Consider the following 22,928-nt stretch of genomic DNA (forward strand, 5'->3'; position numbering starts at 1 on the left):
CCACCTTGCCACGTGGATGTTTCTAGAGCGTCGCGGTGACCTTCTTGAGACCGCGGGGTGCGTCCGGGTCGCCGCCGCGGGCCAGGGCCAGGGCCAGGGCCAGGCGCTGGAGCGGCAGGATGTCGAGCAGCGGCGCGTAGCGCTCGTCGACCGGCGGCACGGCGAGCCGTCCGGAGGCGCCGGCCACGTCCTCGGGACCGACGGTCACCACGTCGGCCCGCCGCTCGCCGAGCCGGTGCACCACGTCGGCCATCGCCCGCCCGCCCGGCCCGCTGCCGACCACGGCCAGCACCGGCACGTCCGGGTCGGTCATCGCGAGCGGGCCGTGCAGCAGGTCGGCGCCGGAGAAGGCGAGTGCCGGCAGGTAGGACGTCTCCATCAGTTTGAGGGCGGTCTCGCGGGCGGTCGGGTACGCGTACCCCCGGCCGGTCGTGACCAGCCGGGACGCGAACCGGTAGCGCTGCGCCAGGTCGTCGGCCCCCCGGTCGGCGAGCACCTGCTCGGCCAGCCCGGGCAGCTCGCCGATGGCCTTGCGCTCCTCGGCGGGCAGGGTGCCGTCGCCGTTGCGGACGCCCTCGACGAGCAGCAGCAGGGCGAACAGCTCGGCGGTGTACGTCTTCGTCGCCGCGACCGCCCGCTCGTGCCCGGCCGCGACGTCGAGGTGCAGCTCGGCGGTGGTGGCCAGCACCGACTCGGCGTTGTTGGTGACCGCCAGGGTCAGCGCGCCGGTCTCCCGCGCGACCTTGAGCACCCCGGTCAGGTCGGGCGAGCCGCCGCTCTGGCTGACCCCGATCACCAGCGCGTCGGAGAGGTCGGGCCGGGCGCCGTAGAGGGTGACCGTGCTCGGCGAGGCGAGCCCGACCGGGATGCCCAGCCGGATCTCGGTCAGGTAGGCGCCGTAGAGCGCGGCGTGGTCGGAGGTGCCCCGGCCGACGAAGACGACGTGCCGCGGACGGCGCTCGGCCACCCGCGCCGCGACCTCGGCGATCGCCGCCGCGTGGTCGCCCTCGAGGAGCCGTGCATACCCCTCCGGCTGCTCCGCGATGTCGGCGGCCATGCCTGCGCCACGCTCTGCCACAACGTCCTCCTCAAGCACGTCCTGCTTATTCCATGCGCAGTTTTGCACGAAGCAGCGCTGAAACACAACGTTTCGAGCAGCTCTGCGCACGCAACGGGGACTGACATATCGAGGATCGTCGCCTAGGCTTCGCACGGGCGCGTGGCGGCGCGCAACTTGCACGCTTTGGCACATGACCCCGGAGGGAAGGCCAACGACCGACATGGAGGAGCCCCGGCGTTCCGCCGACCGCGATCTGGAGCAGGCGCGCGCGGCGATCGAGCGCGGTGAGATGAGCCACGCCGCCGACCATCTGGCCGGGGCCATCGCGCATGCTCCCACGCTGCCGGAGACCCATGAGCTGCTCAGCCACCTGGCCGCCCGGTCCGGTGGCGCGCTCGAGCTGTTCCCGCTGGAACACAACGCCTTCGTCGGCACCGTGGTCGCCCGCGCCCACCTGCTGGCCGCCGCCGGCCGCCCCGAGGACGGCCTGCCGCTGCTCTTCGCCGCCAGCGGGCACACACCCGGCGTGAACTGGGCCGGCGTTCCCTGGGTCACCGAGCCCTCGCTCGGGGTCAAAGTCGAGCCCGGCCTGCTCGCCCGCAACGTCATGCAGCTCTGCACCGTGATCGGCGACCCGGACGCGGAGGCCGCCCGCTCGGTGCTGCGCCCCTACCTGACGGTCGTCCGGCACGCGATCGCCGCCCACCCCGAGCACGCGCTGCTGCTGGGCGCGGGGTCGGCGCTGGCCCGCCGGGTGGGCGAGCCGGAGACGGCGGTGGACTGGGCCCAGCGCGGCGCCCGGGCCCGGCCGTCCAAGCTCGCCGAGATCTGGCTCGGCTACGCCTATCGCAGCGCCGGCCGGATCGGTGAGGCCTTGGCGGCGCTGCGCCGGGCCGTCACACACGACCCCGAGGACCTTTCGGTGTACGCCGACATCGCCGCCACGCTGGCCGACGCCGGTCGCATGGAGGACGCCCTGTCCTGGGTCGAACGCGCCCTGGCCAAGGACCCGTCCTTCGACTGCGCCGTGCACACCGCGCACCGGCTGCGGTTCCGCGCCGACGGCAAGCTCGCCCACCTGGTCGACCTGGCCGACTTCGCCGCCGACAACCCGGACGACACACACGAGCACACCGACCTGGCCGAGTGCTGCGCCGGCACACCCTGGCTGGGCGGGGTGCCCGAGGCCGCCCGCGGCACCGACGACCCGCGCCGCCGGGCGCCGTCGACCGAGCAGCCGTCGACCGCGTCGGTGGAGCGGTTGCTGCGCGTCGCCCGGCCGGCCTGGCCGCACCCGCCGGCCGCCTACGACGCGGCGCTGGGCCTGGTGCTGGTCACCGGGGAGCAGTTGCTGGCGCTGCTGGCGCATCCGCCCGGCGACGACGAGTACGCGCGCCGCGCCGCCCGCGTCTGGGCCTGCCTCGGCCTGCTGCACCACGACACCGACGAGCCGTGGATGGTCTCCACCCGCCGCCGCCGGCTGGTCGAGCTGGCCGTGGGCGGCACCGACGCGGTCACCGAGGCGGCGATGTTCGCGCTGATCGCGTACGCCTGGGTCGATCCTGCCGCGCGCACCGACGTGGCCGGCCTGATCACCGGGCGTCTGATGAACCTGGCCGGGCCCGCCCGGCGCAACCGGCCGCCGATCGCCTGGTCGATCGCGCAGCTCGCGCTCGCCACGCCCGACCTGCGCGAGGAGACCCGGGAGATCGCCGAGGCCGTCGCGCAGACCGAGGAGGCCCGCAGCCGCCCGCGCATCCCGCGCCAGCGCACCCGCAAGCCCAAGCGCGTCCGCCGCCAGCTCCTCCGCTGGCTCACCCGCTGACGTGGCAGGCAGATCGGGCATCCGGCACGCGGATGCCCGATTCGCCTACCACTGCTAGCCCTCGATCACCGCGATCAGGTCGCCCTCCTGGACCACGTCGCCCTCGTTGACGGCGAGCTTGGCCAGCGTGCCGTCCGACTCGGCCAGCACCGGGATCTCCATCTTCATGGACTCCAGGATCACCAGCGTGTCGCCCTCGCTGACCGAGTCGCCCGCGGCGGCCACGACCTTCCACACGTTGGCCACCATCTCGGCGCGGATCTCCTCAGCCATGGCGATGCAACTCCTTCGTCGGCGATCGTCAGTCCGGAGTATCCCATCACGATCCGGGTGGGCGGGGCGACTACCATCGTCGGGTCGAGAGGAGTCACCCATGGCTAAGAAAGCTCGTAAGAAGAAGGCGCGCAAGAAGAGCAGCGCCAACCACGGCAAGCGTCCCAACAGCTAGATACAGATCGAGCCCGGTCCGACTCGGACCGGGCTCTTTCCTTACCGGGCTCAGATCTCCTTGGAGACCTCGAGCAGCTTCGCGCGGAGGCGGGCCCGCAGCTCGGCCGGCGCGGTCTCCTCACCGCAGCAGCGGCCGACCAGCGCCTTCACCTCGTACTCGATGTCGTACTCGTGGAAGCAGTCGGTGCAGTCGTCCAGGTGCTGCTTGATCAGCGTCCGCCGGGTCTCGCTGCACTCCAGGTCGAGGTAGAGGTACACCTCGCCGAGGACGGCGCCGCAGTCGGCCTTCTTCTCCTCGTCGCCCATCGCGGTCACGCCTCCTGGGGTTCCGTCGCGGTCCGGGTGATGCCCCGGTCCACGGCGTAGTTCTCCAACAGCCTGCGCAAGCTACGCCGACCACGGTGCAGGCGGGACATGACCGTGCCGATCGGCGTACCCATGATGTCGGCGATCTCCTTGTAGGAGAACCCCTCGACGTCGGCCAGGTAGACGGCGAGCCGGAAATCCTCCGGCAGCGACTGCAGAGCTTCCTTGATGTCGCTGTCCGGCAGGCGGTCGAGCGCCTCCGTCTCGGCCGAGCGCAGCCCCGCCGACGTGTGCGACTCACTGGCGGCGAGCTGCCAGTCGGTGATCTCCTCGGTCGGCGCCTGCACGGGCTGCCGCTGCTTCTTCCGGTACGAGTTGATATACGTGTTCGTCAGGATGCGGTACAGCCAGGCCTTGAGGTTCGTACCCTCTTCGAACTGGTGGAATGCCGCATACGCCTTCAGGAACGTCTCCTGGACCAGATCCTCGGCGTCCGCCGGATTGCGGGTCATCCGCAGGCCGGCCGCGTAGAGCTGGTCGACGAACGGCAGCGCGTCCCGCTCGAAGCGGGCGCGGCGTTCGTCAGTACGTTCTTTTTGGGCCACGCGTTCCTCTCCCCTCGACCGCTGCGCCGAGGATACGGCTAGTGCCCCAGGAAGCGACTCGAAACCCGCGGGTGTGCTGACGCTCACCGTCCGCTGCTCCGCGGCCGGCCACGCCGGGGACCTCAGAAGGTCTCGCACCCGGTTCACTTCCCGGCCGTCCCGATCGAGCTCAACCATTCCGGCTGGCACCCCATCACCTCTTCCGACGTAGGGTCGTCCGGGTGTTGTAACGGCAGGACACCGGCCGGCATTCCGCTACCTTGCCCATCCCTTCCCGGTCAGCCACCGGAGCACGGCCTCGCCCGTTCCCGGCAGGCCTTTGCGCAGGTCATGGGTCGCTCCAGGCCGGACTGTGACCTCGATCAACCCCGATGCCACGGGTACGCCGAACGGATCGCAGTCGCCGTTGACGACCAGGGTCGGCAGGTCCTCGGGCAGCTCATCCGCCCGTGACCGCTCGGGCTTGCCGGGCGGATGCAGCGGGAACGCCAGACAGAGGACGCCCGCCGCGCCCAGATCACCCGCCGTCCGGCAGGCGACCCGCGCCCCGCTCGATCGCCCGCCCACCACCAGCGGAAGTCCGTCGGCTATCTCGCGTACGCAATGGGTCCAGGCCTCGTCCAACTGACCGGCCGGCGCCGGCGCACGCCGCCCGGCCACCCGATAGGGCTGAGTGACCAGCGCGACCCGCACTCCTGCCGCGACCGCGACGTCGTGCACGCGGGTCAGATCGGGGGCGTGCACACCGCCCCCGGCGCCGTGGCCGAGGACCAGCATGCTGACGGGCGGGCCGGCAGGGTCGGTGATCTCGACCTCCGCCGGCCCACGCGGCGTTTCTATCGTGAGGCTGCGCACAGCCCCCATCCTGCTAGCTGTTCAGCGGAATCAGCGTCAGGAGCTTGCGATCCTCCTCATCCGGTCCGTCGTCGACCGGCTGGCCGTCGGGCTGGACGCGCTCGCGCCAGGCCACCAGCATCGCCCGGCGCTCGCGCGGCGTGGTGCCGCCCCAGACGCCATGGCAGTCGCCCACCTGCAGCGCCCATGCCAGGCATGGACCCTGCACATCGCAGGTGCCGCAGAGGGTGACTGCGCTCTCGGTCGGCTCGTTGGGAGCCGGGAAGAACGTTTCCGGATCGACGTTGCGGCAACTGCCGCGGATACGCCAGGCCTCATCGGCCCTGCGCTCCTCAATGGCCCCAAGCAGCCTCGGGTCGCTCCTCGCAATGGCGACCTCGTGCGGACGCGGCATACGTGCCCGTGTCATCAGCCCACCTCCCCCGTGGGACCGGTTTAACTCGCGGTAACACCGTCCACCCCGTGCGAACGGCACCACAACCGGCACGGGTTTGTATCCCGAGACACAAGATCCAGGCAAGGGTTCGTGTCTATCTCGAAACAAACTTCACAGTAAGCCGGGGCGACATATCGCGATCAATGCCGCGAATCGGGAGTCAGAAGAGTGTCGGGATTTTCGGTTCTTGCAGTTGGCGCTCAATCAATTGAGGGCCATTGTTCTGCACCTTCCCGACATCCGGCCCAACCGGGCGGATCTCAAGGAAACCGAGCTCGTCGGCACCCATCGGACTCACACTCGGGGAGTCCCCTTCGAGCCATTCCGCCCACCGGTCCGCAGGCAGGATCAACGGCATCCGATGGTGTACGCCGGCCAGCGCACCGACCGCGGCCGTGGTGATGATCGCGCTGGTCAGGACCTCGCCACGCCACATGCTCCACAGCCCCGCGAAGGCCAGCACCGACCCGTCCTCCGGGGTCATGTAGAACGGCTGCTTCCGCTTTCCGTCCCGCACCCATTCGAACCAGCCGTCGGCCGGAACAAGACACCGCCGCCGCGCGAAGGACGGCGCGAAAGCAGGCGAGGTCGCCACCGTTTCCGCCCGAGCGTTGATCATGCGCGATCCGGCGCGCTGATCATCCGCCCAGGAGGGGACGAGTCCCCATTTTGCGCGATCCAGCACCCGGCCGGCATTCCGCTGCGAGACCCGCACCACAGGCACCGGATCGGTGGGCGCCACGTTCCAGCTCGGATCGAAGCCGTCGGTCACATCGTCGGCCTCGAAGAGCAGCGTGAGATCGGCGTCACTCCTCGCCGTCGCATACCGCCCGCACATGAGCTGGACAGTACGCCTGTGGCGACTCTCCGTGGGGGCACGACCTGGAGGGCGGGCGAGGCCGTCCTCACCCTTCCTCCGCCGAGGTTGGTGGTAGAGCAAGGCGCGCTCGGCTACCACTGTGAGCGCGGTCGGGCTCCTACTGCCGCGGATCGTTCGGCCCGCCACAGCGCAGCCGCCCGGCGGGCCTGGCGCGCCCAGCGCACAACAGCCCACGGATCCGCCCGGCCCGCCAGGCCCGCCACAGCTCGGCCGCCGACAGAACGCCCGACGTGCCCAGCCCAGCCGCCCACAAACCGCCCGACGCACCCAGCCCAGCCGCCCACAAACCGCCCGACGCGTCCAGCGACCAGGACCGCACTAGCCGCAGGCCGGTCGCGGGGTCGCGGGGTCGCGGGGTCGCGGGGTCGCGGGGTCGCGGGGTCGCGGGGTCGCGGGGTCGCGGGGTCGCGGGGTCGCGGCCGATCCTGCCGCCGCGCCCGGCGACGCAGACGCGACACGGACGCAGACACAGACGCGACACGGACGCCGACGCCGACGCCGACGCCGCAAAATCGCAGGTCGCGGCCGACTCTGCCGCCGCGCGGACGCGGCAAAAATCGCGGGTCGCGGCCACCGCCGCCGCCCCCGCCCTGTGGGTGGGCGGGAAACGTACCGCGAGAGAGTGACCCTGGCCGCGTTATCCACAGGCCATCCGGTGTGATTCCCGACCAACGAGATTCAGATCGCCGCGCCGCGCCGCGTCCCCGGCAGAATGGGCCGCGTGACGTCATGGACCGCACCGCACAGTGAAGGCCCGGTGACCGCCTCGGTGCGGCTTCCCGGCTCCAAGTCGATGACCGCCCGCGCGCTCGTTCTGAGCGCCCTAGCCGACGGGCCTTCCCGGATCGTGCGGCCGCTGCGGGCGAACGACACGACCAACATGGCCGCGAGCCTGACCGCGCTCGGTTCGGCCGTCGACACCGGCGACGACGAGGTGTGGACGGTCCGGCCGGGGCCGCTGCGGGGGCCGGCCACGATCGACGTGGGCCAGGCCGGGACCGTGATGCGCTTCGGGTCGCCGCTTGCCGCTCTGGCCGAGGGCACCGTGGTCGTCGACGGTGACCCGCAGGCCCGGCGGCGGCCGCTGCGGCCGATCGTGGACACCTTGCGGGCGCTGGGCGTCGATCTGGATGCCTCGGCGGCCGGTGGGCTGCCGTTGACGATCCGTGGGACGGGGCTGGTCGAGGGCGGCGAGGCGGTGATCGACGCGTCGGGGTCGAGTCAGTTCGTGTCGGGGCTGTTGTTGTCGGCGCCTCGGTTCACGAAGGGGCTTCGGCTTCGGCATGAGGGTCCGCCGGTCCCGTCGGCGCCGCATCTGCGGATGACCACGCACATGCTTCGGGCGGCCGGCGCCGTGGTCGACGAGAGTGTGTCCGATGTCTGGGTGGTGGAGCCGGGTCCGCTGCACGGCCACGAGTGGGTGATCGAGCCGGATCTGTCGGGGGCGGCGCCGTTCTTCGCGGCTGCGCTGGTCACCGGCGGCACTGTCACGGTGGCGGGGTGGCCGGCGGAGAGCTGGCAGCCGGTGGGGCGGCTGACCGAGCTGGTGGGCATGATCGGCGGCAGCGTGACCCTTGACGGGCGGGGGCTGACCGTTCGCGGAAGCGGCGGCGGCGAGTTGCACGGGTTCGACGCCGACCTGTCCGAGGTGGGTGAGCTGACGCCGGTGCTGGCGACGCTCGCCGCGCTGGCGGACGGGCCTTCGCGGCTGCGCGGGGTGGCGCACATCCGCACCCACGAGACGGACCGGGTGGCGGCGCTCGCCACCGAGCTGAGCAAGGCCGGCGCCGGGGTGGTCGAGCATCCGGACGGGCTGGACATCACGCCGGCGCCGCTGCGGCCGGTCACGTTCGCGACGTACGACGATCACCGGATGGCGCACGCGGCGGCGGTTCTCGGCCTCGCCGTGGAGGGCATCACCCTTGACGACGTAAGTTGTACGGCGAAGACGCTGCCGGAGTTCCCGGAACTGTGGACGAACCTGGCGAGGGCGAAATAGGGCGGGAAGCTGAGTAAGCGGGAGTACGACGAGGACGACGTCCGGATCCGTCCGGGCCGGTCGTCGCGCCCGCGTACCCGGACGCGGCCGAAGCACGAGGACGCGGTGGACGCCCTGGTGATCACCGTGGACCGCGGCCGCTACGGCTGTGTGCCGGTGGATTCCGGGGACGACGAGATCGTGACCGCGATGCGGGCCCGCGAGCTGGGCCGCAAGTCGGTGGTGGTGGGCGACCGGGTGGCCCTGGTCGGTGACACGTCGGGCTCGGCGGGGGCGCTGGCCCGGATCGTCCGGATCTCCGGCCGCACGTCGGTGCTGCGCCGGACGGCGGACGACGACGACACCACGCCCGAGGGCCGGCTGGAGCGGGTGGTGGTGGCCAACGCCGACCAGCTGGTGATCGTGAGTGCGCTGGCCGACCCGCCGCCGCGGACCGGGTTCATCGACCGGTGCCTGGTGGCGGCCTACGACGCCGGCATCGAGCCGCTGCTGTGCCTGACCAAGGGGGACCTGGCGGGTCCGGAGCAGGTGCTGGGTTACTACGCCGAGCTGGATCTGCCGTACGTGCGGCTCCAGCCGGACAGTGACCTCGCCGATCTGCGTAATCGCCTGGCCGGGCGGATGTCGGTGATGGTCGGTCACTCGGGCGTCGGCAAGTCGACCCTGGTGAACCGTCTGGTCCCGGACGCCTTGCGCGCGGTCGGCGTGGTCAGTGCGATCGGCAAGGGCCGGCACACCTCGACGAGCGCTGTCGCCCTGCGCCTTCCTCGCTTGAAGGGCTCCAAGAAGCAGGATCCCGGCTGGATCATCGACACGCCGGGCATCCGCAGCTTCGGCCTCGCGCACGTCAGCGCCGAGAGCCTCCTGCACGGCTTCCCCGACCTGGTCGAGGGCACCCTGGAGGACCAGCCCAACTGCGACCACACCGGAGCCGACTGCACGCTCCAGAAGTGGGTGGATGACGGAAACGCCGACCCGCGCAGGCTGGCGTCGTACCGCCGGTTGCTCGCATCAAGGGCCGGAGACACCCAGGCGACGGAGATCAGCTAGGTTGCCGGACATGGCCGGTTATGCGGACGATCTCGCGCTTGCCCACCTGCTCGCCGACACGGCCGACTCGATCTCGATGGCCCGCTTCCGGGCGCTGGATCTGAAGGTGGAGTCCAAGCCGGATCTGACCCCGGTCTCCGACGCGGACACCGCGGTGGAGAAGGCGATCCGGGCGACGCTGGCCCGGGCCCGGCCGCGGGACGGTGTGCTCGGCGAGGAGTACGGCATGTCGTCGCCGGCCAAGGGCACCCGGCACTGGGTGATCGACCCGATCGACGGCACGAAGAACTTCGTCCGCGGCGTACCCATCTGGGGAACCTTGATCGCCCTGATGGACGGCGACGTGCCGGTTGCCGGGCTGGTTTCCGCCCCGGCGCTGGGCCGGCGCTGGTGGGGCGCGGTCGGTCACGGCGCGTGGGCGGGCAAGCACCAGCGTGCCGCGACCCGGATCTCGGTGTCGGCGGTGAACTCCATGGCCGACGCCAGCTTCTGTTACTCCAGTCTGACCGGCTGGGCGGAGAGCGGCCGGCTCGAGCCGATGCTGGACATCATCCTTCAGGTGTGGCGCAGCCGGGCGTACGGCGACTTCTACGGCTACATGCTGCTCGCCGAGGGCGCCGTGGACGCGATGGTCGAGCCGGAGTTGTCGCTGTGGGACGTGGCCGCGCTGATCCCGATCGTCACCGAGGCCGGCGGCACGTTCACCGATCTGGACGGCGTGGCCGGCCCGGGTGGCGGCAGCGCGATCGCCTCGAACGGTCTGCTGCACGACGAGTTGCTGAGACGTCTGACGGACCGGAAGGACGGCTGACCGCTACCCGGCTGGTCTATCCTCGCTCAGGTGATGTCCCCGGGCTGGTTCTTCCTCGCCGCGATGATCGCGGCGTACGGAGTCGCCAACCTGTTGCAGTCGAAGGCGATCGCCCGCACCACGGTGCACCACACGTTCGACCCGGGGCTGCTGCTCCGGCTGGCCGGCCACCGCACCTACCTGCTCGGTCTCGGCTGTCAGGCGCTCGGCTTCCTCTTCGCCTTCCTGGCCCGGCGTGATCTGCCCTTGTTCCTGGTGCAGGCCAGTGTGGCGGCCGGGCTGGGTGTGACGGCCCTGCTCGGTGTGCTGGTGCTCAAGTGGAGACTGCCGAGGGCCGAGATCGTGCTGCTCGGGCTCCTGCTGGGCGGGATCACCGCGCTGGTGCTGTCGGCCAAGCCCGCACATTCGAGACCGATGGGGACCGCGGGGGTGGTCGCGCTCGCCGTCGCGATCGCGGTGATCGCGGGTCTCGGTTTCTTTGCGGTACGCCTGCACGGCGCGATGGGCTCGGTCGTGCTCGGATCCATCGCCGGGCTGGCCTTCTCCGCCGCGGCGATCGCGGCCCGCCCGCTGGCCGGGGAGCACTCGATCGGCGGATTCTGCACCAATCCGCTGCTTTATCTCCTCATCGCACACTCGATCATCGGCCAGCTGCTGCTGGGTCTGGCGATGCAGCGTGGTTCGACGACGGCGGCCGTGGCGGCGATGGACGCGGCGGGCGCGGTCCCGGCGGCGATCGTCGGCCTGCTCTTCCTGGGTGATCAGATCTTCCCGGGCCGCGAGTGGCTGGCCGGCGTCGGTTTCGTGGCGACGCTGGCCTCGGTGATCGGCTTGACCCGGTACGCCGAGCCGCAGCATCACCATGCCACGGTCCCGGCCGGCAAGCACGAGGCCCGCCGCGCGGACTCCCCGGCGCCGCTGAGCCCGGCCCGCACCTCCCGCTGAGCCCGCCCGCACCTCCCCGAGGGCAGCGTTGCGGAAAGCGCCGCGCATGAGGTCCCGCCGAACGGGTATCTGCTGATCGGATCGATCTGCGTTTTCCAGTCAATTGGCCGATAACGCACATAATGGGCTAAATGGTCGAGGTCGCCCGCTGTGAACATGCGGGAAGGAGACACCGTATGCACAATGGAGCGATCATGCCGAGCGAGGTTGCACACCTGGTGGACACCGATCAGACATTTCCGGTGATCCGGCTCTCCGGGATGCTCGACCCGGCCGCCGCGCCCGCCGTGCGATCGGCGCTGCTGGAGGTGCTCGCCGCCCAGCCCGAGGCCCTGATCGTCGACGTCGCCGACCTGCGACCGGCCGATCGCGGGTCCGCCGGTGTGCTGGCCGAGGTCGCCGCCGAGACCGCCGAGTGGCCCGCCACCCGCATCGTCCTGATCACCGCGGACGGCGACGCCGGCTGGGCGAGAAGCGGCCTTCCCCACTTCGCCGACCGGGCCGCCGCCCTGGACGCGCTCGGCCCGGCCCACCCGGACGACCACCGGGAGCTGGCCCTGGAGCCGGTGGTCGGCGCCGCCCGCCGGGCTCGCGAGCTGGTCACCGCCTCGTGCGACCGCTGGGGCCACGACGAGCTGGCCGGTTCCGCCACCATCGTGGTGACCGAGATGGTCAACAACGTGGTGGCGCACGCCCGCACCGAGATGACCGTGCTGCTGTCCCGGCGTGACGACACCGTCCGGGTGGCCGTCCGCGACCGCTCCGGCACCACGCCCCGCTTCACCGGCCCGGTGGCGCCCACGTCGTACGGCGGCCGTGGTCTGCTCTTGATCGACTCGGTGGCGGACAGCTGGGGCAGCCTGCCCGTTCCCGGCGGCAAGATCGTGTGGGCGCTGCTGTCCGCGGCCGGGACAGGCATACCGACGCCGCCGCGGGGGTAGGTTTCGGTCATGCGAGACAACGACTACCCCGCCGAGGTGACCGATCCGGAGGCCTCGGGCCTGCCGGACACCGCGGATGACGATTCGAGCGCGTACGACGAGGTGGAAAGCCCGCGCTGGGCGGACGGCGCCGATCCCGCCGCGCTGGCGGGCGTGGGCCCGGGCGGCTCGAACCGCTTCGGCGACACCGCGGAGGAGGCCCTCCAGGGCGAGTCGCTCGACCGCCGCCTGCGCCAGGAGGAGCCGGACGTCGGCGTCGAGGACCCGATCCCGGCACGCCGCGACCCGTACGACGAGACCGTCGACAGCTCCGAGCAGCGCGATCTGGACGCCGACGTGTGGGGCCAGAGCCCGACCTCGGACCCGGATTCGCCCGTCTCGCTCTACGACGACGGCCAGCTCGACGGCGACAGCCCGCGCCCGGTCGGCCGCCTGGTGGCCCCCGACGAGGGCGGCGGCATCGACGACGAGGAGGACAGCGTCGCGTACGACGCAGGCGCTGCTGGTGGTGGCGCATCGGCCGAGGAACTGGCCATCCACGAGACCAACCCACCGAACTACCGACCCTGATCCGGCGGCCCTGATTTCGGCGGCCCTAGTCCAGGCCTTTCTCTATCGCGTAACGGGTGAGCTCCACTCGATTGTGCAACTGGAGCTTGCCCAGCGTGTTCTGCACGTGGTTCTGCACGGTGCGGTGGCTGAGCACCAGACGTTCGGCGATCTGCCGGTACGAGAGCCCCTTGGCGACCAGGCGCAGGACCTCGGTCTCGCGCTCGGTCAGCCTCGGGGCGCCCGGCTCCGCCGACGTGCCCGGGTCGACGGCCAGCCTGCGGAACTCGCCCAGCACCAGCCCGGCCAGCCCGGGTGTGAAGACGGTGTCCCCGGCCGCCGTCCGCCCGACCGCGTCCAGGAACTCGGCCAGCGCCGCCGACTTGAGCAGGTAGCCGCGGGCGCCGGCCTTCACCGCGTCGAGCACGCTCTGCTGCTCGCCGGACGCCGACAACATCAGCACGCGTACGCCGGGCACCTCGGCCAGCAGCCCGTTGATCACCTCGACGCCGGAGATGTCCGGCAGCTGAAGGTCGAGCACCACCACGTCGGGTCGCGCCGCCCCGGCGATGCGCACCGCCTGCCGGCCCTCGCCGGTCGCGGCGACCACGTCGTACCCGGCCGCGGTCAGGTCCCGGCTGACACCTTCCCGCCACATCGGGTGGTCGTCCACCACCATGACCCGCACCGCCGCCGCCTCCTCGCTCACGCCCCCACCCTAGGCGCGCGGGGGACCACCATCTCCACCTCGGTACCGGACTCCCCGGTCGTCAGCGTCGCGTGCCCGCCCAGCGCCGCGACCCGGCCCTTGATCGACTGCGCGACCCCCAGCCGGCCCTGCGTCTCCGCCTCGGCGAGCCGGTCCGGCGGGATCCCGCACCCGTCGTCGCGCACGCTGACCGTGACGGCCGCCGGCTCGTCCTCGATCAGCACCCAGGCCCTCGTTCCCGGCGGGCAGTGCCGGGCCACGTTGTCCAGCGCGGCGCCCACGGCCGCGGCAAGCTCCTGTGCGACCTTTCCGGGCAGCCGTACCGGCTCGGCCGGCGCCGCCACCGACACGGTCGTGGAGGCGTGCTCGGCGAGCAGGGTCAGCAGATCGAGGTCCTGCGCGGAGGCGACCGACGGGGCGGTGACCAGGGCGCGCAGCGCGACCTCCTGCTCGCCCGCGAGCCGGGCCAGTTCGCCGGCCTCGCCGTCCAGGCCCGCTCCACGCCGTTTGACCAGTGCCAGCACTTGCAGGACCGAGTCGTGGATGTCGCGGGCCAGCCGTTCCCGCTCCCGGGTGGCCACCTCGAGCTCGATCGCCCGCTGGAGCCGCGCGTGCGACTCCTCGGTGACCCGCACCAGGTAGCCGACCGCGATCGCGGCCATCAGCATCAGCGCGGTGCCGGTGAACGCCTGGTTGTGAGGCGCCCGGACCAGCAGGTCGACGCCGCCCATGGCGAGCGCCGCCGCGATGCCCGGCCGGCGCCCGCCGGCGATCGCCCAGGCGAGGACCGGCGCGGTCTGCCAGGCCACCGCCAGCGTGGCGGAACCGGCGCTCAGCGCTACCGGCCCGACGATCCAGTAGCTGGAGATCAGCACGGCCATGGTGAGCAGCAGGTCGGCGGTCAGCAGCGGGGTGCGGCGGCGGGCCGGGTCGGCGTACGCGTAGGTGGTGACGATCGTCCACGCCGCCGTGACGGCCAGCACGGGCCAGGCGAGCATCGGCCGCGCGTACTCGGAGAAGTTGTTGACCACGATCCCGGCGACGTAGACCAGTGACGCGATCCGGAACACCGCGAGCGCCCGCCAGAGCGGCGACAGCGGGCTCCTCGGGCGGGTCTCCGCAGCGCTCATGCGCCGACCTTGCCACAGCGCAGTCCTGCGGATTGATCAGCGCCGCACTACGGTCGGATGCATCGGTGCCGAGATCCTCCTCTCCGAGAGCTTCGACCGCGACCGCGTGACCGGCCTGCGGCATGCCCTCACGTCCTGCGCCGGGGCGGCCGGCCTCTCCGGGTCACGGCTGGACGACTTCGTGGTCGCGGTGAACGAGCTTCTGACCAACGCCGTGCGGCACGGCGGCGGCCATGGTCACGTTGCGTTGTGGTGGGAGGCCGGCTCCGTGGTGTGCGAGGTGACCGACCAGGGCCCGGGGATCCCGGTGCCGAGACAGGCTCACCCGCATCGTCCACCGGCCGGCGAACCGGGCGGCTGGGGCCTCTGGCTGGCCGCCGAACTGACCGATGACCTGCGACTGAACACGAGTCCAGATGGGACGACCATTCGCGTCTCGAGCCGCGCTTCTTAAGGGATCTTTAAGTCTCCGGGGCGAGCTTGCGCGGCGGCCCGCCAATATCCGAAAGTTTCTCTGCCTTTCCTGAAGGCCGCCGACAAGGAGGCACTTCGTCCGATGCAACGAGCCAGGCACTTCGCCCCCCGCCACTCCGCTCCGTCTCGCTCGCTCCGCACACGTTCCGTGGTGACGCTCGCCGTCGCGGCGACCGGTCTCGCGACGGCCGTCTGGCTGCCCACCCGCTTCGACCGGGCCGAGGCGAACGAGTCGTCGCCGACGCTCGAGCAGGTCTTCGCCGACGAGTTCGACGGCTCCCGTGGCGACGACCCGGATCCGGCGAAGTGGTCGACGGACGGCCAGGGCGTGCGGCTGGACGGCGACGGGAACGTCGCGATCTTCGCCCGCACCGAACGGCGTGAGCGTGAGGCCGACGCGGGCGTGCAGACCAAGCAGACCTTCACGTCGACGGCCGGCAAGGTCGAGGCGCGAGTGCGGGTGGCCGACGGCGAGTCGGTGCGCTCGGTCTTCCGGATGCTCGGCGCGGACGACAGCAGGCTGAACGTCGCCGACAACCGCGGCAACCGTTCCAAGGTGCTGCGCGCGGCGCTCGGCAAGGACGTCAACGGCCAGTTCGACTCGCCGCAGTCGCTGGCGGCCGATTTCCACACGTACGCGGTCCGCTGGCAGCCCGGCCAGGTCGTCTGGACGGTCGACGACCGGGAGTACCTGCGCACCGAGACCGACCTGGACGAGCCGTTCGCGGTGGCGCTCGAGGTGACCGCGGGCCCGGCCGACCAGGACCGCACCGCGCGCCGGATGCTGGTCGACTTCGTCAGGGTGTCGACCGCGAAGGAAGAGGAGCCGCCGGCGGAGGAAGAGCCGCCCGCGACGACCCCGCCGACCGAGGCCCCGCCCAGCGAAGCCCCGCCCAGCGAGGAACCCCCGGCCGAGGAACCCCCCGCCGAGGAGCCCCCGGCTGAGGAGGCGCCGCCGGCAGCCGAGGCGTGGGAGCCGTTCACGCTCTACACGACCGGCCAGAAGGTCGCCTTCGACGGCGTGACCTACGAGGTGCTCGGCACTCACACGTCGCTGCCGGGCTGGGAGCCACCAGGCATTCCGGAGCTTTTCAAGCCCGTCTAGCAGTTCCGGCACAGAGGTGTCTTGACTGATGGTGGTCGATTTATTAAGACTGCTAAAAGTAAGTACACCTCTCCCCCGGAGGCATCCCCATGCGCAGGACACGGCTCTTGCTCGCCGTCGCGACAGTGGCGGTCACACTCACGGGCGGACTGATAGCGACCTCGCGCAACGACGTTGCCGACGCCGCCATCGGACCGGTCACCTGGCAGGACGAGTTCAACCAGCCCGCCGGCACCCCGCTGGACCAGTCGAAGTGGAAGTTCGACATCGGCGGCGGCGGCTGGGGCAACAACGAGCGCGAGTACTACACCAACTCCACCAGCAACGTGGTGCACGACGGTCAGGGCAACCTGGCGATCACCGCGCGCCGGGAGAACCCGAACAACTACCAGTGCCACTACGGCACCTGCGAGTACACCTCGGGCCGCATCCTGACCGCGGACAAGTTCAGCCAGGCGTACGGCCGCTTCGAGGCCCGTCTCAAGATCCCTCGCGGGCAGGGCATCTGGCCGGCGTTCTGGATGCTCGGCGGCGGCAACTGGCCGACCGACGGCGAGATCGACATCATGGAGAACGTCGGTTTCGAGCCGAACACCGTCCACGGCACCGTGCACGGCCCGGGTTACTCCGGCGCCGGCGGCATCGGCGGCGGCCGCACGATCGGCGCCCCGCTGGCCGACGACTTCCACCAGTACGCGGTGGAGTGGTCGCCCAACCTGATCATCTGGTACCTGGACAACTCGGAGTTCTACCGGATCACCCCGTCCAACATCAACGGCAACCCCTGGGTCTTCAACCACCCGTTCTTCATGATCCTCAACGTGGCGGTCGGCGGTTACTGGCCGGGCTACCCGGACGCCAGCACGGTGTTCCCGCAGACCATGCTCGTCGACTGGGTGCGCGTCTCGGCCTGGACCGACGGCGGCACCCCGACCGGCAACGGGCTGCGCTCGACCTTCAGCAACCGCTGCATCGACATCCCCGGGGCCAACCCGGCCGACGGCGCCCGGCTGCAGACGTACGACTGCAACGGCAGCGCCGCGCAGCAGTGGACGTTCAACGGCGACGGCACGCTGCGCGCGATGGGCAAGTGCATGGACCCGGCCGGTGGCGCGCTCGGCAACGGCACGCCGATCCAGCTGGTCACCTGCAACGGCAACCCGGTGCAGCGCTTCACCCTGTCGGGGGCCGGTGACCTGGTGAACATCTCGGCCAACCGGTGCGTGGACATCAAGGACTGGGTCAACGGGAACGGCGCGCAGCTCCAGCTGTGGGACTGCGCGGGCACCACGAACCAGAAGTGGACCCGGACCTGACCGGCCGGCTCAGCGGATCGCGAACTTGTCCCCGTACACCTTCCAGGTCAGCGGGGTGTTCAGGTCCAGGTTGCCGGCCTTGAGGAAGACCCGCTGGGCGGTGTCCACCCGGCTGGTGTCGCTGTGCGCCTCCTCGGTCTTCATCGCCCGCACCCGGGCGTTGAGGAAGGCGTTCAGCCAGGCGATCTCGTCGCCGCCCTGCTTCGGCGTCTTCGCCGTCCGCAGGGCGGCCTCGCGGATGCCGCGCAGGCCGGACACGCCGTGCATGACGGCCGCGTCGTAGTAGGCGAACTGCCCGAGCGCGCGCACGCCGTCGGTGCGGGCCAGCGTCACGGCCGGCCCGAAGTACATCCGGTCCCGGGCGTCCTCCTGGGTCTTCTGGAAGACCGGGTCGATGCCGGCCCGTTTCCAGGCGGCCGGGAAGCCCGGGTCCAGGCCGGCGTGCGAGTCCGAGCCGTCGACCGCACGCAGCGCGGGCAGATAGCGGGCGAGCGGGTTCCGAGGCTTCCGGCGGGTGTACTCGGTGACCAGTGCGAGCATGTCCGACGTGCCGGAGGTGAACCCGACGATCCCGCCGGTGTAGCCGCGCCCGTCCCCGATGTCCTGGAGGTAGCCGTACTGACCGCGCCAGTTCAGCGACGAGTTCTCCGCCGAGGAGACCAGCTGCTGGGCGACGTCCTTCTTCCGCACCTGGGTCAGCGGCGCGGCGGCGATCGACGTCACCAGGCCCGGTTCCACCGCCGCACGCGCTCCGGCGGCCGGGCCGGGCCCGTACACCTGGATCTCCCGCAGTGAATAGCCGGACGATGTGCCCGGCTGCATGGCGAGCACCCGGACGTAACGCCCGGTGCCGCTGAGCTGTTTGAGGTCGTCGGCGCCGCCGTCGCCGGCCCGCACCGAGATCAGGTCGGTCCAGGAGGCGGCGTCCGCCGAGACCTGGACGCGGTACGCCGACGCGTACGCCCGGTCCCAGAGCAGCCGCACCCGCGCCACCCGGAGCGGGGCACCCAGATCGACCCGCACCCACTGCGTGCCGGGCATCGCCGGGCTCGCCCACCTCGTGCCGGCGTCGCCGTCGACCGCCCCCGAGGCCTCGAACCCGGCGCTCGTGGCCAGCGAGGCCAGCGCCGGACGGTCCCGGGAGAGCAGCATGTCGCTGGCGGCGTCCGCGGTGACCGTCACGACGAGCGGGACGGTCAGCAGCGCGGCCACTCCGGTCCCGAAAGCGACCGCACCGGCTCTGATCCCCACGCGTTCCACGCTAGGACGCCGACCGGTGGCGCCGCCCGGGTTCGCCGAAATCAGCGCTCACGACGCCGGGAGAGACAAATCAGTGCTCACGACGCCGGGAGAAACGAAATCAGCGCTTACGACGCCGGGAGATGAGAACCACCGCGAGGACGATGCCGCCCACCACGACGAGGCAGCACACCAGACCGAGGATCGAGCCGAAACCGAACCCGCCACGACGCCGCGATCGCGCCGCCTCGACGGCCACGTCGGTCACGCCGTTGCTCGCCGCCCAGGCGTGCACCGGGACGACCACCGCGAAAACCATGCCGGTCACGGCCGCGACGGCCCGCGACCACCACTTCAGAGGAGCAGACATGCGGCCCATGGTGAACTGTCCGGTCAAGCCCTGAGAGGGTAGGGGTCATGGATGTGGAACTGACCTCACTCGCTCACGCCCACGGGGTGGCCACCTCGTACGAGGATTGGCACCGCGAGGAACGGGAGGTCTCCCCGGCGTCCGTGGTCGGGGTCCTGGGCCTGCTCGGCGTCGACGCCACCTCCCCCGCCGCGATCCGGGCCGCGCTGGCCGCGGTCCCCGCCGCACAGGACCTGCCGGGCACCGTGGTGGTCCGCACCGGCACCACCCGCCCGCTGCCCGGCCCGTCGCGGATCACCCTCGAGGACGGCACCGTCCGCGAGGTCGCCGAGATCCCCGCCCAGATCCCCGCCGACCTGCCGCTGGGCTGGCACCGGCTGCGCCACGGCGATCGCGAGGTCACCCTGGTCGTGGTGCCGGTCGAGCTGCCCGAGCCGCCGGAGACCTGGGGCTGGATGCTCCAGCTGTACGCGCTGCGCTCGGCCGGCTCGTGGGGCATGGGTGACCTGGGTGACCTGCGGACGTTCGTCAAGCACAGCCACGGCGCCGGCCTGGTCCTGCTGAACCCGCTGCACGCGATCACCCCGACGCTGCCGGTGCCCTCGTCGCCGTACTCGCCGTCCAGCCGCCGCTTCGCCAACCCGCTGTACCTGCGGATCGCCGACACCGCCGAATATCAGGGCGCGAACGCCGGGACCAGGGACCGGATCGACGCCCTGCGTCCGCCGAACCGGGATCTGATCGACTACACCGAGGTGTGGCGGGCCAAGCTCGCCGCGCTGGAGCTGCTCTGGCCGCTCGCCACGCCGCCCGACCGGGCGTCCGACCCGGGACTCACCGACTTCGCGGTGTTCTGCGCGCTGGCCGAGAAGCACGGCCCGAACTGGCAGGAGTGGCCGGCCGAGCCGGGCGAGCCGGACGACGACCGGGTCGCCTTCCACGTCTGGGTCCAGCACCTGGTCGAGCAGCAGCTGGAGGCGGCCAAACAGGCCGCGGCGGACATGTCGATCGGCGTGGTGCTCGACCTGGCGGTGGGCATCGACCCGAGCGGCGCGGACGGCTGGCTGCTCCAGGACGTGCTGGCCGCCGGGGTGCACGCGGGCGCGCCGCCGGACGCGTTCAACCAGCTCGGGCAGGACTGGGGCCTGGCCGCCTGGCGCCCGGACAGGCTGATCGAGACCGGCTACGCGGCCTACCGGGACATGCTGCGGCGGATCTTCCGGCACGCCGGAGGGCTTCGGGTGGACCACGTGGCCGGGCTGTGGCGGCTGTGGTGGGTGCCGCCGGGCATGGGCCCGGCCGAGGGCACCTACGTGCACTACGACCCGGAGGCGATGCTCGGCATCCTGGCGCTGGAGGCCCACCGGGCCGGCGCGGTGGTGATCGGCGAGGACCTCGGGACCGTGTTGCCGGAGGTCACCGAGGGCCTGGAACGGATGAACATGCTCGGCTCGGCGGTGCTCTGGTTCACCCGGGACTGGGACGCGCCGGGCGGCCCGTACATCCCGGCCGCCGACTATCCGCGCAACGCGCTGGCCAGCGTCTCCACCCACGATCTGCCGACCGCCGCCGGCTTTCTGGTGGGTGAGCAGGTCCGGGTACGCGCGAGGCTGGGCCAGCTGGCCGGCAGCGTCGAGGACGAGCGCCGCACCGCCGACGCGGACCGGGCACAGCTGCTGGCCGCGCTCACCGCCGAGGGCCTGATCACGCCCGAGAGCACGCCCGAGGACATCGTGGTGGCGATGCACGAGTTCCTCGCCCGTACGCCGTGCCGGCTGGTGACCGCGTCGCTCTACGACGTCCTCGGCGTGCTTGACCAGCCGAATCTCCCCGGAACCACGGATCAGTACCCGAACTGGCGGATGCCGATCACCACTACCCTGGAGCAGATTCAGGTGGACCCGAGGGTGGCGCGGATCGCCGCGCTGCTCGGCGCACGGAAAGGCCAGAGCTGATGAGCTTCCTGGACAAGGCGAAGGAGTTCGCCGACAAGCACGACGACAAGGTCGACCAGATCCTGGAGAAGGTCGGCGACGAGGTCGACAAGCGGACCGGGCACAAGTACACCGGGCAGATCGACCGCGGCGTCGACGAGGCTCAGAAGCGCACCGGCGACGGCGACACGCGCGCCTGACCCCGAGCTAGATCGACCGTGGCGGGGGCGGCGGGTCGTCGTCCACCGCGAACAGCATCGGGTGCGCCGCCGGCCCCTGCCCGCGCTCGCGGCACCGGGTCGGCGGCAGCAGTGACGAGCGGTGCTGCGGGTGCTCGCCGCAGTGCCGCAACGCCCGGGTGATGGCGTCCGGGTGGTGCCGGCCGCCGCCGTATTCACCACAGCGGACGCAGTCCCAGCGCCAGTAGGCGGGCCCCTCGTCGGAGTCGTGCCGGCGGATCTTCAGCGCCGGCCGCGACCGGCTGTGCTCGGCGGCCGCCGCGGCCAGGATTTCGGCCATCGCGCCCGCTCCCGGCGGCCCGGCCGGACGCCCGGTGAACTCGGCGAGCACACTGCTGGAGCTCGACACGGCGGCATCCTCCGTTCCGCCCGTCCACGGCGGACGGGTCCCGTGTGGCCAGTGTGGCGGGGCGATCCGGGCACTATGGGCGTTTTGCCGAAAGCCACCGCGCATTCACCCGCATCGGTCACCGGCGGTGATCTCGTCGTTCGCCGGTGCTACCGTTGTCGCGCGGAGGTGCCTGACGTGCACATTGATACATCGAACCGCGTCGCGCGCCCTCTCGAGCGCTCCCCCCGGACGACGCAGGACGACGTGCAGTTCACGCACTCGGCGTTTCTCTACGACTCGATCGACGACTACCGCGATTTCCTCGTCCGGTTCATCCGCGAGGGCGTGGAGCGCGGCGAGGCCATCGCCATGGCCGCCGGCACCGACCGGGTCGACCTGTTGCGCGAGGCTCTCGGCGACGATGCCGGCCAGGTGCGTTTCCAGCAGACCGAGGAGTGGCAGATCCGGCCGGTCCGGTCGATCGGCGTCTGGTCGCGGCTGCTCCGCACGGCGGCCACCGCGGGCCGCCCGTCCGCACGGTTGATCAACGAGATCGACTTTCAAGGCCAGACACCTTCTTGGGTACGCGCGGAGTCCGCGTGCAACGCCTCCCTGGCCGGGCTCAACGGCCATCTGCTGTGCCCGTACGACCGCAGTGCCCTGCCTGCCGAGCTGGTCACCGACGCCCGGCGTACCCATCACCGTGTCCACGACGGGGTGTGGCAGCGCAGCGACGAGTTCGTCGAGCCGCGCACCCTGCTGGCCGCGATCGAGGAACCGCCGTTCCCGGCCGTCGGCGACCCCCTGGTCGACGTGCCGGTCACCGAGTCGGTCGCCGACCTGCGCGCCCGTCTGCGCAACCGGGCCACCGCCGAGGGCTGGCTGCCGCCCGACCGGGTGGAGGTGCTGATCCTGGCCCTGAGCGAGCTCGTCACCAACGGCATCCGGCACGGCGGCGCCCACCGCGACCTGCGCGTCTGGCTCAACCCGGGCGCGGTGGTCTGCGAGGTCACCGACGACGGCCCGGACCCGCCCGGCCCGCTGGCCGGCTACCTGCCCCCGGTGCCCGGCATCGTCGGCGGCATGGGCCTCTGGCTGGTCGGCCAGATCTGCGACGCCCTCTCGGTCACCACGTCCGGCGGTGTCACCCGGGCCCGGTTCGCCCTGCACCGATGAAATAGACCGGCCTCCCAGGTGGGGGAACCCGAGAGGCCGGTCAGCTCGTACGCAAGGGTCTAGCAGCAACGTCGTTCAGTTAAGGCTCTGTGGTGGTGGTCAAGGGTCGGGAATGATGATGGCGATGCTGGTGGTGGCTTGGTAGCTGCGCCGGTTGATGTTTGGTCCGCGGGCTTGGTATTTGCTGTTTGAG

At 71.6% G+C, this 22,928-nt stretch carries 26 protein-coding genes; 14 read left to right on the forward strand and 12 right to left on the reverse strand.

All coding sequences use genetic code 11. The features are described from left to right. Positions 1-22: 22 nt before the first annotated feature. A complete protein-coding gene (locus QSK31_RS30845; RefSeq protein ID WP_285688066.1) occupies positions 23-1,057 on the reverse strand; it encodes an SIS domain-containing protein in 1,035 nt (344 codons plus the stop codon). Positions 1,058-1,280: 223 nt separating this feature from the next. On the opposite strand from QSK31_RS30845, the gene QSK31_RS30850 reads away from it, so the two are divergent. Beyond that, positions 1,281-2,885, forward strand: coding sequence for a tetratricopeptide repeat protein (locus tag QSK31_RS30850; protein ID WP_285688067.1), 1,605 nt, complete (start codon positions 1,281-1,283; stop codon positions 2,883-2,885). Between the two features lie 54 nt (positions 2,886-2,939). Here the strand turns inward: QSK31_RS30850 and QSK31_RS30855 are convergent, their stop codons facing one another. Further along, the gene (locus tag QSK31_RS30855; RefSeq protein ID WP_285688068.1) at positions 2,940-3,164 is read right to left on the reverse strand and encodes a biotin/lipoyl-binding carrier protein; all 225 of its coding nucleotides are present in this window, start codon (positions 3,162-3,164) and stop codon (positions 2,940-2,942) included. A 94-nt stretch (positions 3,165-3,258) separates the two neighbouring features. Here QSK31_RS30855 and QSK31_RS49270 point away from each other — a divergent pair, with 94 nt between their 5' ends. Further along, the gene (locus QSK31_RS49270) at positions 3,259-3,333 is read left to right on the forward strand and encodes a 50S ribosomal protein bL37 (RefSeq protein ID WP_369752275.1); all 75 of its coding nucleotides are present in this window, start codon (positions 3,259-3,261) and stop codon (positions 3,331-3,333) included. Positions 3,334-3,383: 50 nt separating this feature from the next. Here QSK31_RS49270 and rsrA read toward each other — a convergent pair whose 3' ends face one another. The 5 genes from rsrA to QSK31_RS30880 form a co-directional block, all read right to left on the reverse strand. Beyond that, positions 3,384-3,641, reverse strand: a complete 258-nt coding sequence (gene rsrA / locus QSK31_RS30860; protein ID WP_285688069.1) for a mycothiol system anti-sigma-R factor — start codon at positions 3,639-3,641, stop codon at positions 3,384-3,386. 5 nt (positions 3,642-3,646) lie between these two features. Next, a complete protein-coding gene (locus QSK31_RS30865; RefSeq protein WP_502873030.1) occupies positions 3,647-4,435 on the reverse strand; it encodes a sigma-70 family RNA polymerase sigma factor in 789 nt (262 codons plus the stop codon). A gap of 66 nt (positions 4,436-4,501) precedes the next feature. Further along, the gene (locus QSK31_RS30870) at positions 4,502-5,110 is read right to left on the reverse strand and encodes an alpha/beta hydrolase family protein (RefSeq protein WP_285688042.1); all 609 of its coding nucleotides are present in this window, start codon (positions 5,108-5,110) and stop codon (positions 4,502-4,504) included. Between the two features lie 4 nt (positions 5,111-5,114). Continuing rightward, positions 5,115-5,510: a WhiB family transcriptional regulator gene (locus QSK31_RS30875; protein ID WP_285688043.1), complete on the reverse strand. Its 396-nt coding sequence runs from the start codon at positions 5,508-5,510 to the stop codon at positions 5,115-5,117. 187 nt (positions 5,511-5,697) lie between these two features. Then, a complete protein-coding gene (locus QSK31_RS30880; RefSeq protein WP_285688044.1) occupies positions 5,698-6,375 on the reverse strand; it encodes an SOS response-associated peptidase in 678 nt (225 codons plus the stop codon). Positions 6,376-7,129: 754 nt separating this feature from the next. Between QSK31_RS30880 and aroA the strand changes: the two genes are divergently transcribed. The 6 genes from aroA to QSK31_RS30910 all read left to right on the forward strand — a co-directional run bounded on the left by aroA (position 7,130) and on the right by QSK31_RS30910 (position 12,733). Then, positions 7,130-8,416: a 3-phosphoshikimate 1-carboxyvinyltransferase gene (gene aroA / locus QSK31_RS30885; protein ID WP_285688045.1), complete on the forward strand. Its 1,287-nt coding sequence runs from the start codon at positions 7,130-7,132 to the stop codon at positions 8,414-8,416. A 9-nt stretch (positions 8,417-8,425) separates the two neighbouring features. Continuing rightward, positions 8,426-9,466 (forward strand): ribosome small subunit-dependent GTPase A, encoded by a 1,041-nt coding sequence (gene rsgA, locus QSK31_RS30890; protein ID WP_285688070.1) that lies wholly within the window; start codon positions 8,426-8,428, stop codon positions 9,464-9,466. A 10-nt stretch (positions 9,467-9,476) separates the two neighbouring features. Beyond that, positions 9,477-10,277, forward strand: a complete 801-nt coding sequence (gene hisN, locus QSK31_RS30895) for a histidinol-phosphatase (protein ID WP_285688046.1) — start codon at positions 9,477-9,479, stop codon at positions 10,275-10,277. Positions 10,278-10,340: 63 nt separating this feature from the next. Continuing rightward, positions 10,341-11,222 carry a hypothetical protein gene (locus QSK31_RS30900; protein ID WP_285688071.1) on the forward strand — a complete coding sequence of 294 codons (882 nt, stop codon included), beginning with the start codon at positions 10,341-10,343 and terminating at the stop codon, positions 11,220-11,222. 194 nt (positions 11,223-11,416) lie between these two features. Then, on the forward strand, positions 11,417-12,163 hold the full coding sequence (locus QSK31_RS30905) for an ATP-binding protein (RefSeq protein WP_285688047.1): 747 nt from the start codon (positions 11,417-11,419) through the stop codon (positions 12,161-12,163). Positions 12,164-12,172: 9 nt separating this feature from the next. Then, the gene (locus QSK31_RS30910) at positions 12,173-12,733 is read left to right on the forward strand and encodes a DUF5709 domain-containing protein (RefSeq protein ID WP_285688048.1); all 561 of its coding nucleotides are present in this window, start codon (positions 12,173-12,175) and stop codon (positions 12,731-12,733) included. 25 nt (positions 12,734-12,758) lie between these two features. On the opposite strand, the gene QSK31_RS30915 is transcribed toward QSK31_RS30910, so the two are convergent. Further along, positions 12,759-13,391, reverse strand: a complete 633-nt coding sequence (locus tag QSK31_RS30915) for a response regulator (RefSeq protein ID WP_285688072.1) — start codon at positions 13,389-13,391, stop codon at positions 12,759-12,761. 26 nt (positions 13,392-13,417) lie between these two features. After that, entirely contained in the window at positions 13,418-14,551 is a 1,134-nt protein-coding gene (macS, locus tag QSK31_RS30920) for a MacS family sensor histidine kinase (protein ID WP_285688049.1), read from the reverse strand. Between macS and QSK31_RS30925 the strand changes: the two genes are divergently transcribed. From QSK31_RS30925 to QSK31_RS30935, 3 genes are all read left to right on the forward strand, one after another. After that, the gene (locus QSK31_RS30925) at positions 14,550-15,005 is read left to right on the forward strand and encodes an ATP-binding protein (protein ID WP_285688050.1); all 456 of its coding nucleotides are present in this window, start codon (positions 14,550-14,552) and stop codon (positions 15,003-15,005) included. The two genes, macS and QSK31_RS30925, sit on opposite strands and share 2 nt — an antisense overlap. Before the next feature lie 171 nt (positions 15,006-15,176). Next, complete coding sequence (locus tag QSK31_RS30930; RefSeq protein ID WP_285688051.1) at positions 15,177-16,130, forward strand: carbohydrate-binding protein; 954 nt, start codon at positions 15,177-15,179, stop codon at positions 16,128-16,130. Between the two features lie 89 nt (positions 16,131-16,219). After that, on the forward strand, positions 16,220-17,446 hold the full coding sequence (locus QSK31_RS30935) for a family 16 glycosylhydrolase (RefSeq protein ID WP_285688052.1): 1,227 nt from the start codon (positions 16,220-16,222) through the stop codon (positions 17,444-17,446). A 9-nt stretch (positions 17,447-17,455) separates the two neighbouring features. Here the strand turns inward: QSK31_RS30935 and QSK31_RS30940 are convergent, their stop codons facing one another. After that, positions 17,456-18,697 (reverse strand): chitosanase, encoded by a 1,242-nt coding sequence (locus QSK31_RS30940; protein WP_352244512.1) that lies wholly within the window; start codon positions 18,695-18,697, stop codon positions 17,456-17,458. Positions 18,698-18,806: 109 nt separating this feature from the next. Then, a complete protein-coding gene (locus tag QSK31_RS30945) occupies positions 18,807-19,055 on the reverse strand; it encodes a hypothetical protein (protein ID WP_285688053.1) in 249 nt (82 codons plus the stop codon). Positions 19,056-19,102: 47 nt separating this feature from the next. Here QSK31_RS30945 and malQ point away from each other — a divergent pair, with 47 nt between their 5' ends. Further along, positions 19,103-21,010, forward strand: a complete 1,908-nt coding sequence (gene malQ / locus QSK31_RS30950) for a 4-alpha-glucanotransferase (protein ID WP_285688054.1) — start codon at positions 19,103-19,105, stop codon at positions 21,008-21,010. After that, positions 21,010-21,189 carry an antitoxin gene (locus tag QSK31_RS30955; protein WP_502873031.1) on the forward strand — a complete coding sequence of 60 codons (180 nt, stop codon included), beginning with the start codon at positions 21,010-21,012 and terminating at the stop codon, positions 21,187-21,189. Before malQ ends, QSK31_RS30955 begins: the two co-directional genes overlap by 1 nt. 7 nt (positions 21,190-21,196) lie before the next feature. Here QSK31_RS30955 and QSK31_RS30960 read toward each other — a convergent pair whose 3' ends face one another. Next, on the reverse strand, positions 21,197-21,577 hold the full coding sequence (locus tag QSK31_RS30960; RefSeq protein WP_285688055.1) for a hypothetical protein: 381 nt from the start codon (positions 21,575-21,577) through the stop codon (positions 21,197-21,199). Between the two features lie 246 nt (positions 21,578-21,823). Here QSK31_RS30960 and QSK31_RS30965 point away from each other — a divergent pair, with 246 nt between their 5' ends. Further along, positions 21,824-22,735 (forward strand): anti-sigma factor RsbA family regulatory protein, encoded by a 912-nt coding sequence (locus QSK31_RS30965; protein ID WP_285688056.1) that lies wholly within the window; start codon positions 21,824-21,826, stop codon positions 22,733-22,735. Positions 22,736-22,928: the final 193 nt, after the last annotated feature.

It is taken from the genome of Actinoplanes sp. NBRC 103695 (assembly GCF_030269485.1).
In the GTDB taxonomy this organism is placed as follows: Bacteria; Actinomycetota; Actinomycetes; order Mycobacteriales; family Micromonosporaceae; genus Actinoplanes.

Excerpts from the sequence above, each read along its gene's own strand:
- hisN (WP_285688046.1), top strand. The coding sequence starts at position 9,477 with ATGGCCGGTTATGCGGACGATCTCGCGCTTGCCCACCTGCTCGCCGAC.
- QSK31_RS30905 (WP_285688047.1), top strand. The coding sequence starts at position 11,417 with ATGCCGAGCGAGGTTGCACACCTGGTGGACACCGATCAGACATTTCCG.
- QSK31_RS30955 (WP_502873031.1), top strand. The coding sequence starts at position 21,010 with ATGAGCTTCCTGGACAAGGCGAAGGAGTTCGCCGACAAGCACGACGAC.
- aroA (WP_285688045.1), top strand. The coding sequence starts at position 7,130 with ATGGGCCGCGTGACGTCATGGACCGCACCGCACAGTGAAGGCCCGGTG.
- malQ (WP_285688054.1), top strand. The coding sequence starts at position 19,103 with ATGGATGTGGAACTGACCTCACTCGCTCACGCCCACGGGGTGGCCACC.
- QSK31_RS30880 (WP_285688044.1), bottom strand. The coding sequence starts at position 6,375 with ATGTGCGGGCGGTATGCGACGGCGAGGAGTGACGCCGATCTCACGCTG.
- QSK31_RS30845 (WP_285688066.1), bottom strand. The coding sequence starts at position 1,057 with ATGGCCGCCGACATCGCGGAGCAGCCGGAGGGGTATGCACGGCTCCTC.
- QSK31_RS30935 (WP_285688052.1), top strand. The coding sequence starts at position 16,220 with ATGCGCAGGACACGGCTCTTGCTCGCCGTCGCGACAGTGGCGGTCACA.
- QSK31_RS30875 (WP_285688043.1), bottom strand. The coding sequence starts at position 5,510 with ATGACACGGGCACGTATGCCGCGTCCGCACGAGGTCGCCATTGCGAGG.
- QSK31_RS30945 (WP_285688053.1), bottom strand. The coding sequence starts at position 19,055 with ATGTCTGCTCCTCTGAAGTGGTGGTCGCGGGCCGTCGCGGCCGTGACC.
- rsrA (WP_285688069.1), bottom strand. The coding sequence starts at position 3,641 with ATGGGCGACGAGGAGAAGAAGGCCGACTGCGGCGCCGTCCTCGGCGAG.
- QSK31_RS30900 (WP_285688071.1), top strand. The coding sequence starts at position 10,341 with ATGATCGCGGCGTACGGAGTCGCCAACCTGTTGCAGTCGAAGGCGATC.
- QSK31_RS30925 (WP_285688050.1), top strand. The coding sequence starts at position 14,550 with ATGCGCCGACCTTGCCACAGCGCAGTCCTGCGGATTGATCAGCGCCGC.
- QSK31_RS30910 (WP_285688048.1), top strand. The coding sequence starts at position 12,173 with ATGCGAGACAACGACTACCCCGCCGAGGTGACCGATCCGGAGGCCTCG.
- QSK31_RS30915 (WP_285688072.1), bottom strand. The coding sequence starts at position 13,391 with ATGGTGGTGGACGACCACCCGATGTGGCGGGAAGGTGTCAGCCGGGAC.
- QSK31_RS30870 (WP_285688042.1), bottom strand. The coding sequence starts at position 5,110 with ATGGGGGCTGTGCGCAGCCTCACGATAGAAACGCCGCGTGGGCCGGCG.
- macS (WP_285688049.1), bottom strand. The coding sequence starts at position 14,551 with ATGAGCGCTGCGGAGACCCGCCCGAGGAGCCCGCTGTCGCCGCTCTGG.
- QSK31_RS30850 (WP_285688067.1), top strand. The coding sequence starts at position 1,281 with ATGGAGGAGCCCCGGCGTTCCGCCGACCGCGATCTGGAGCAGGCGCGC.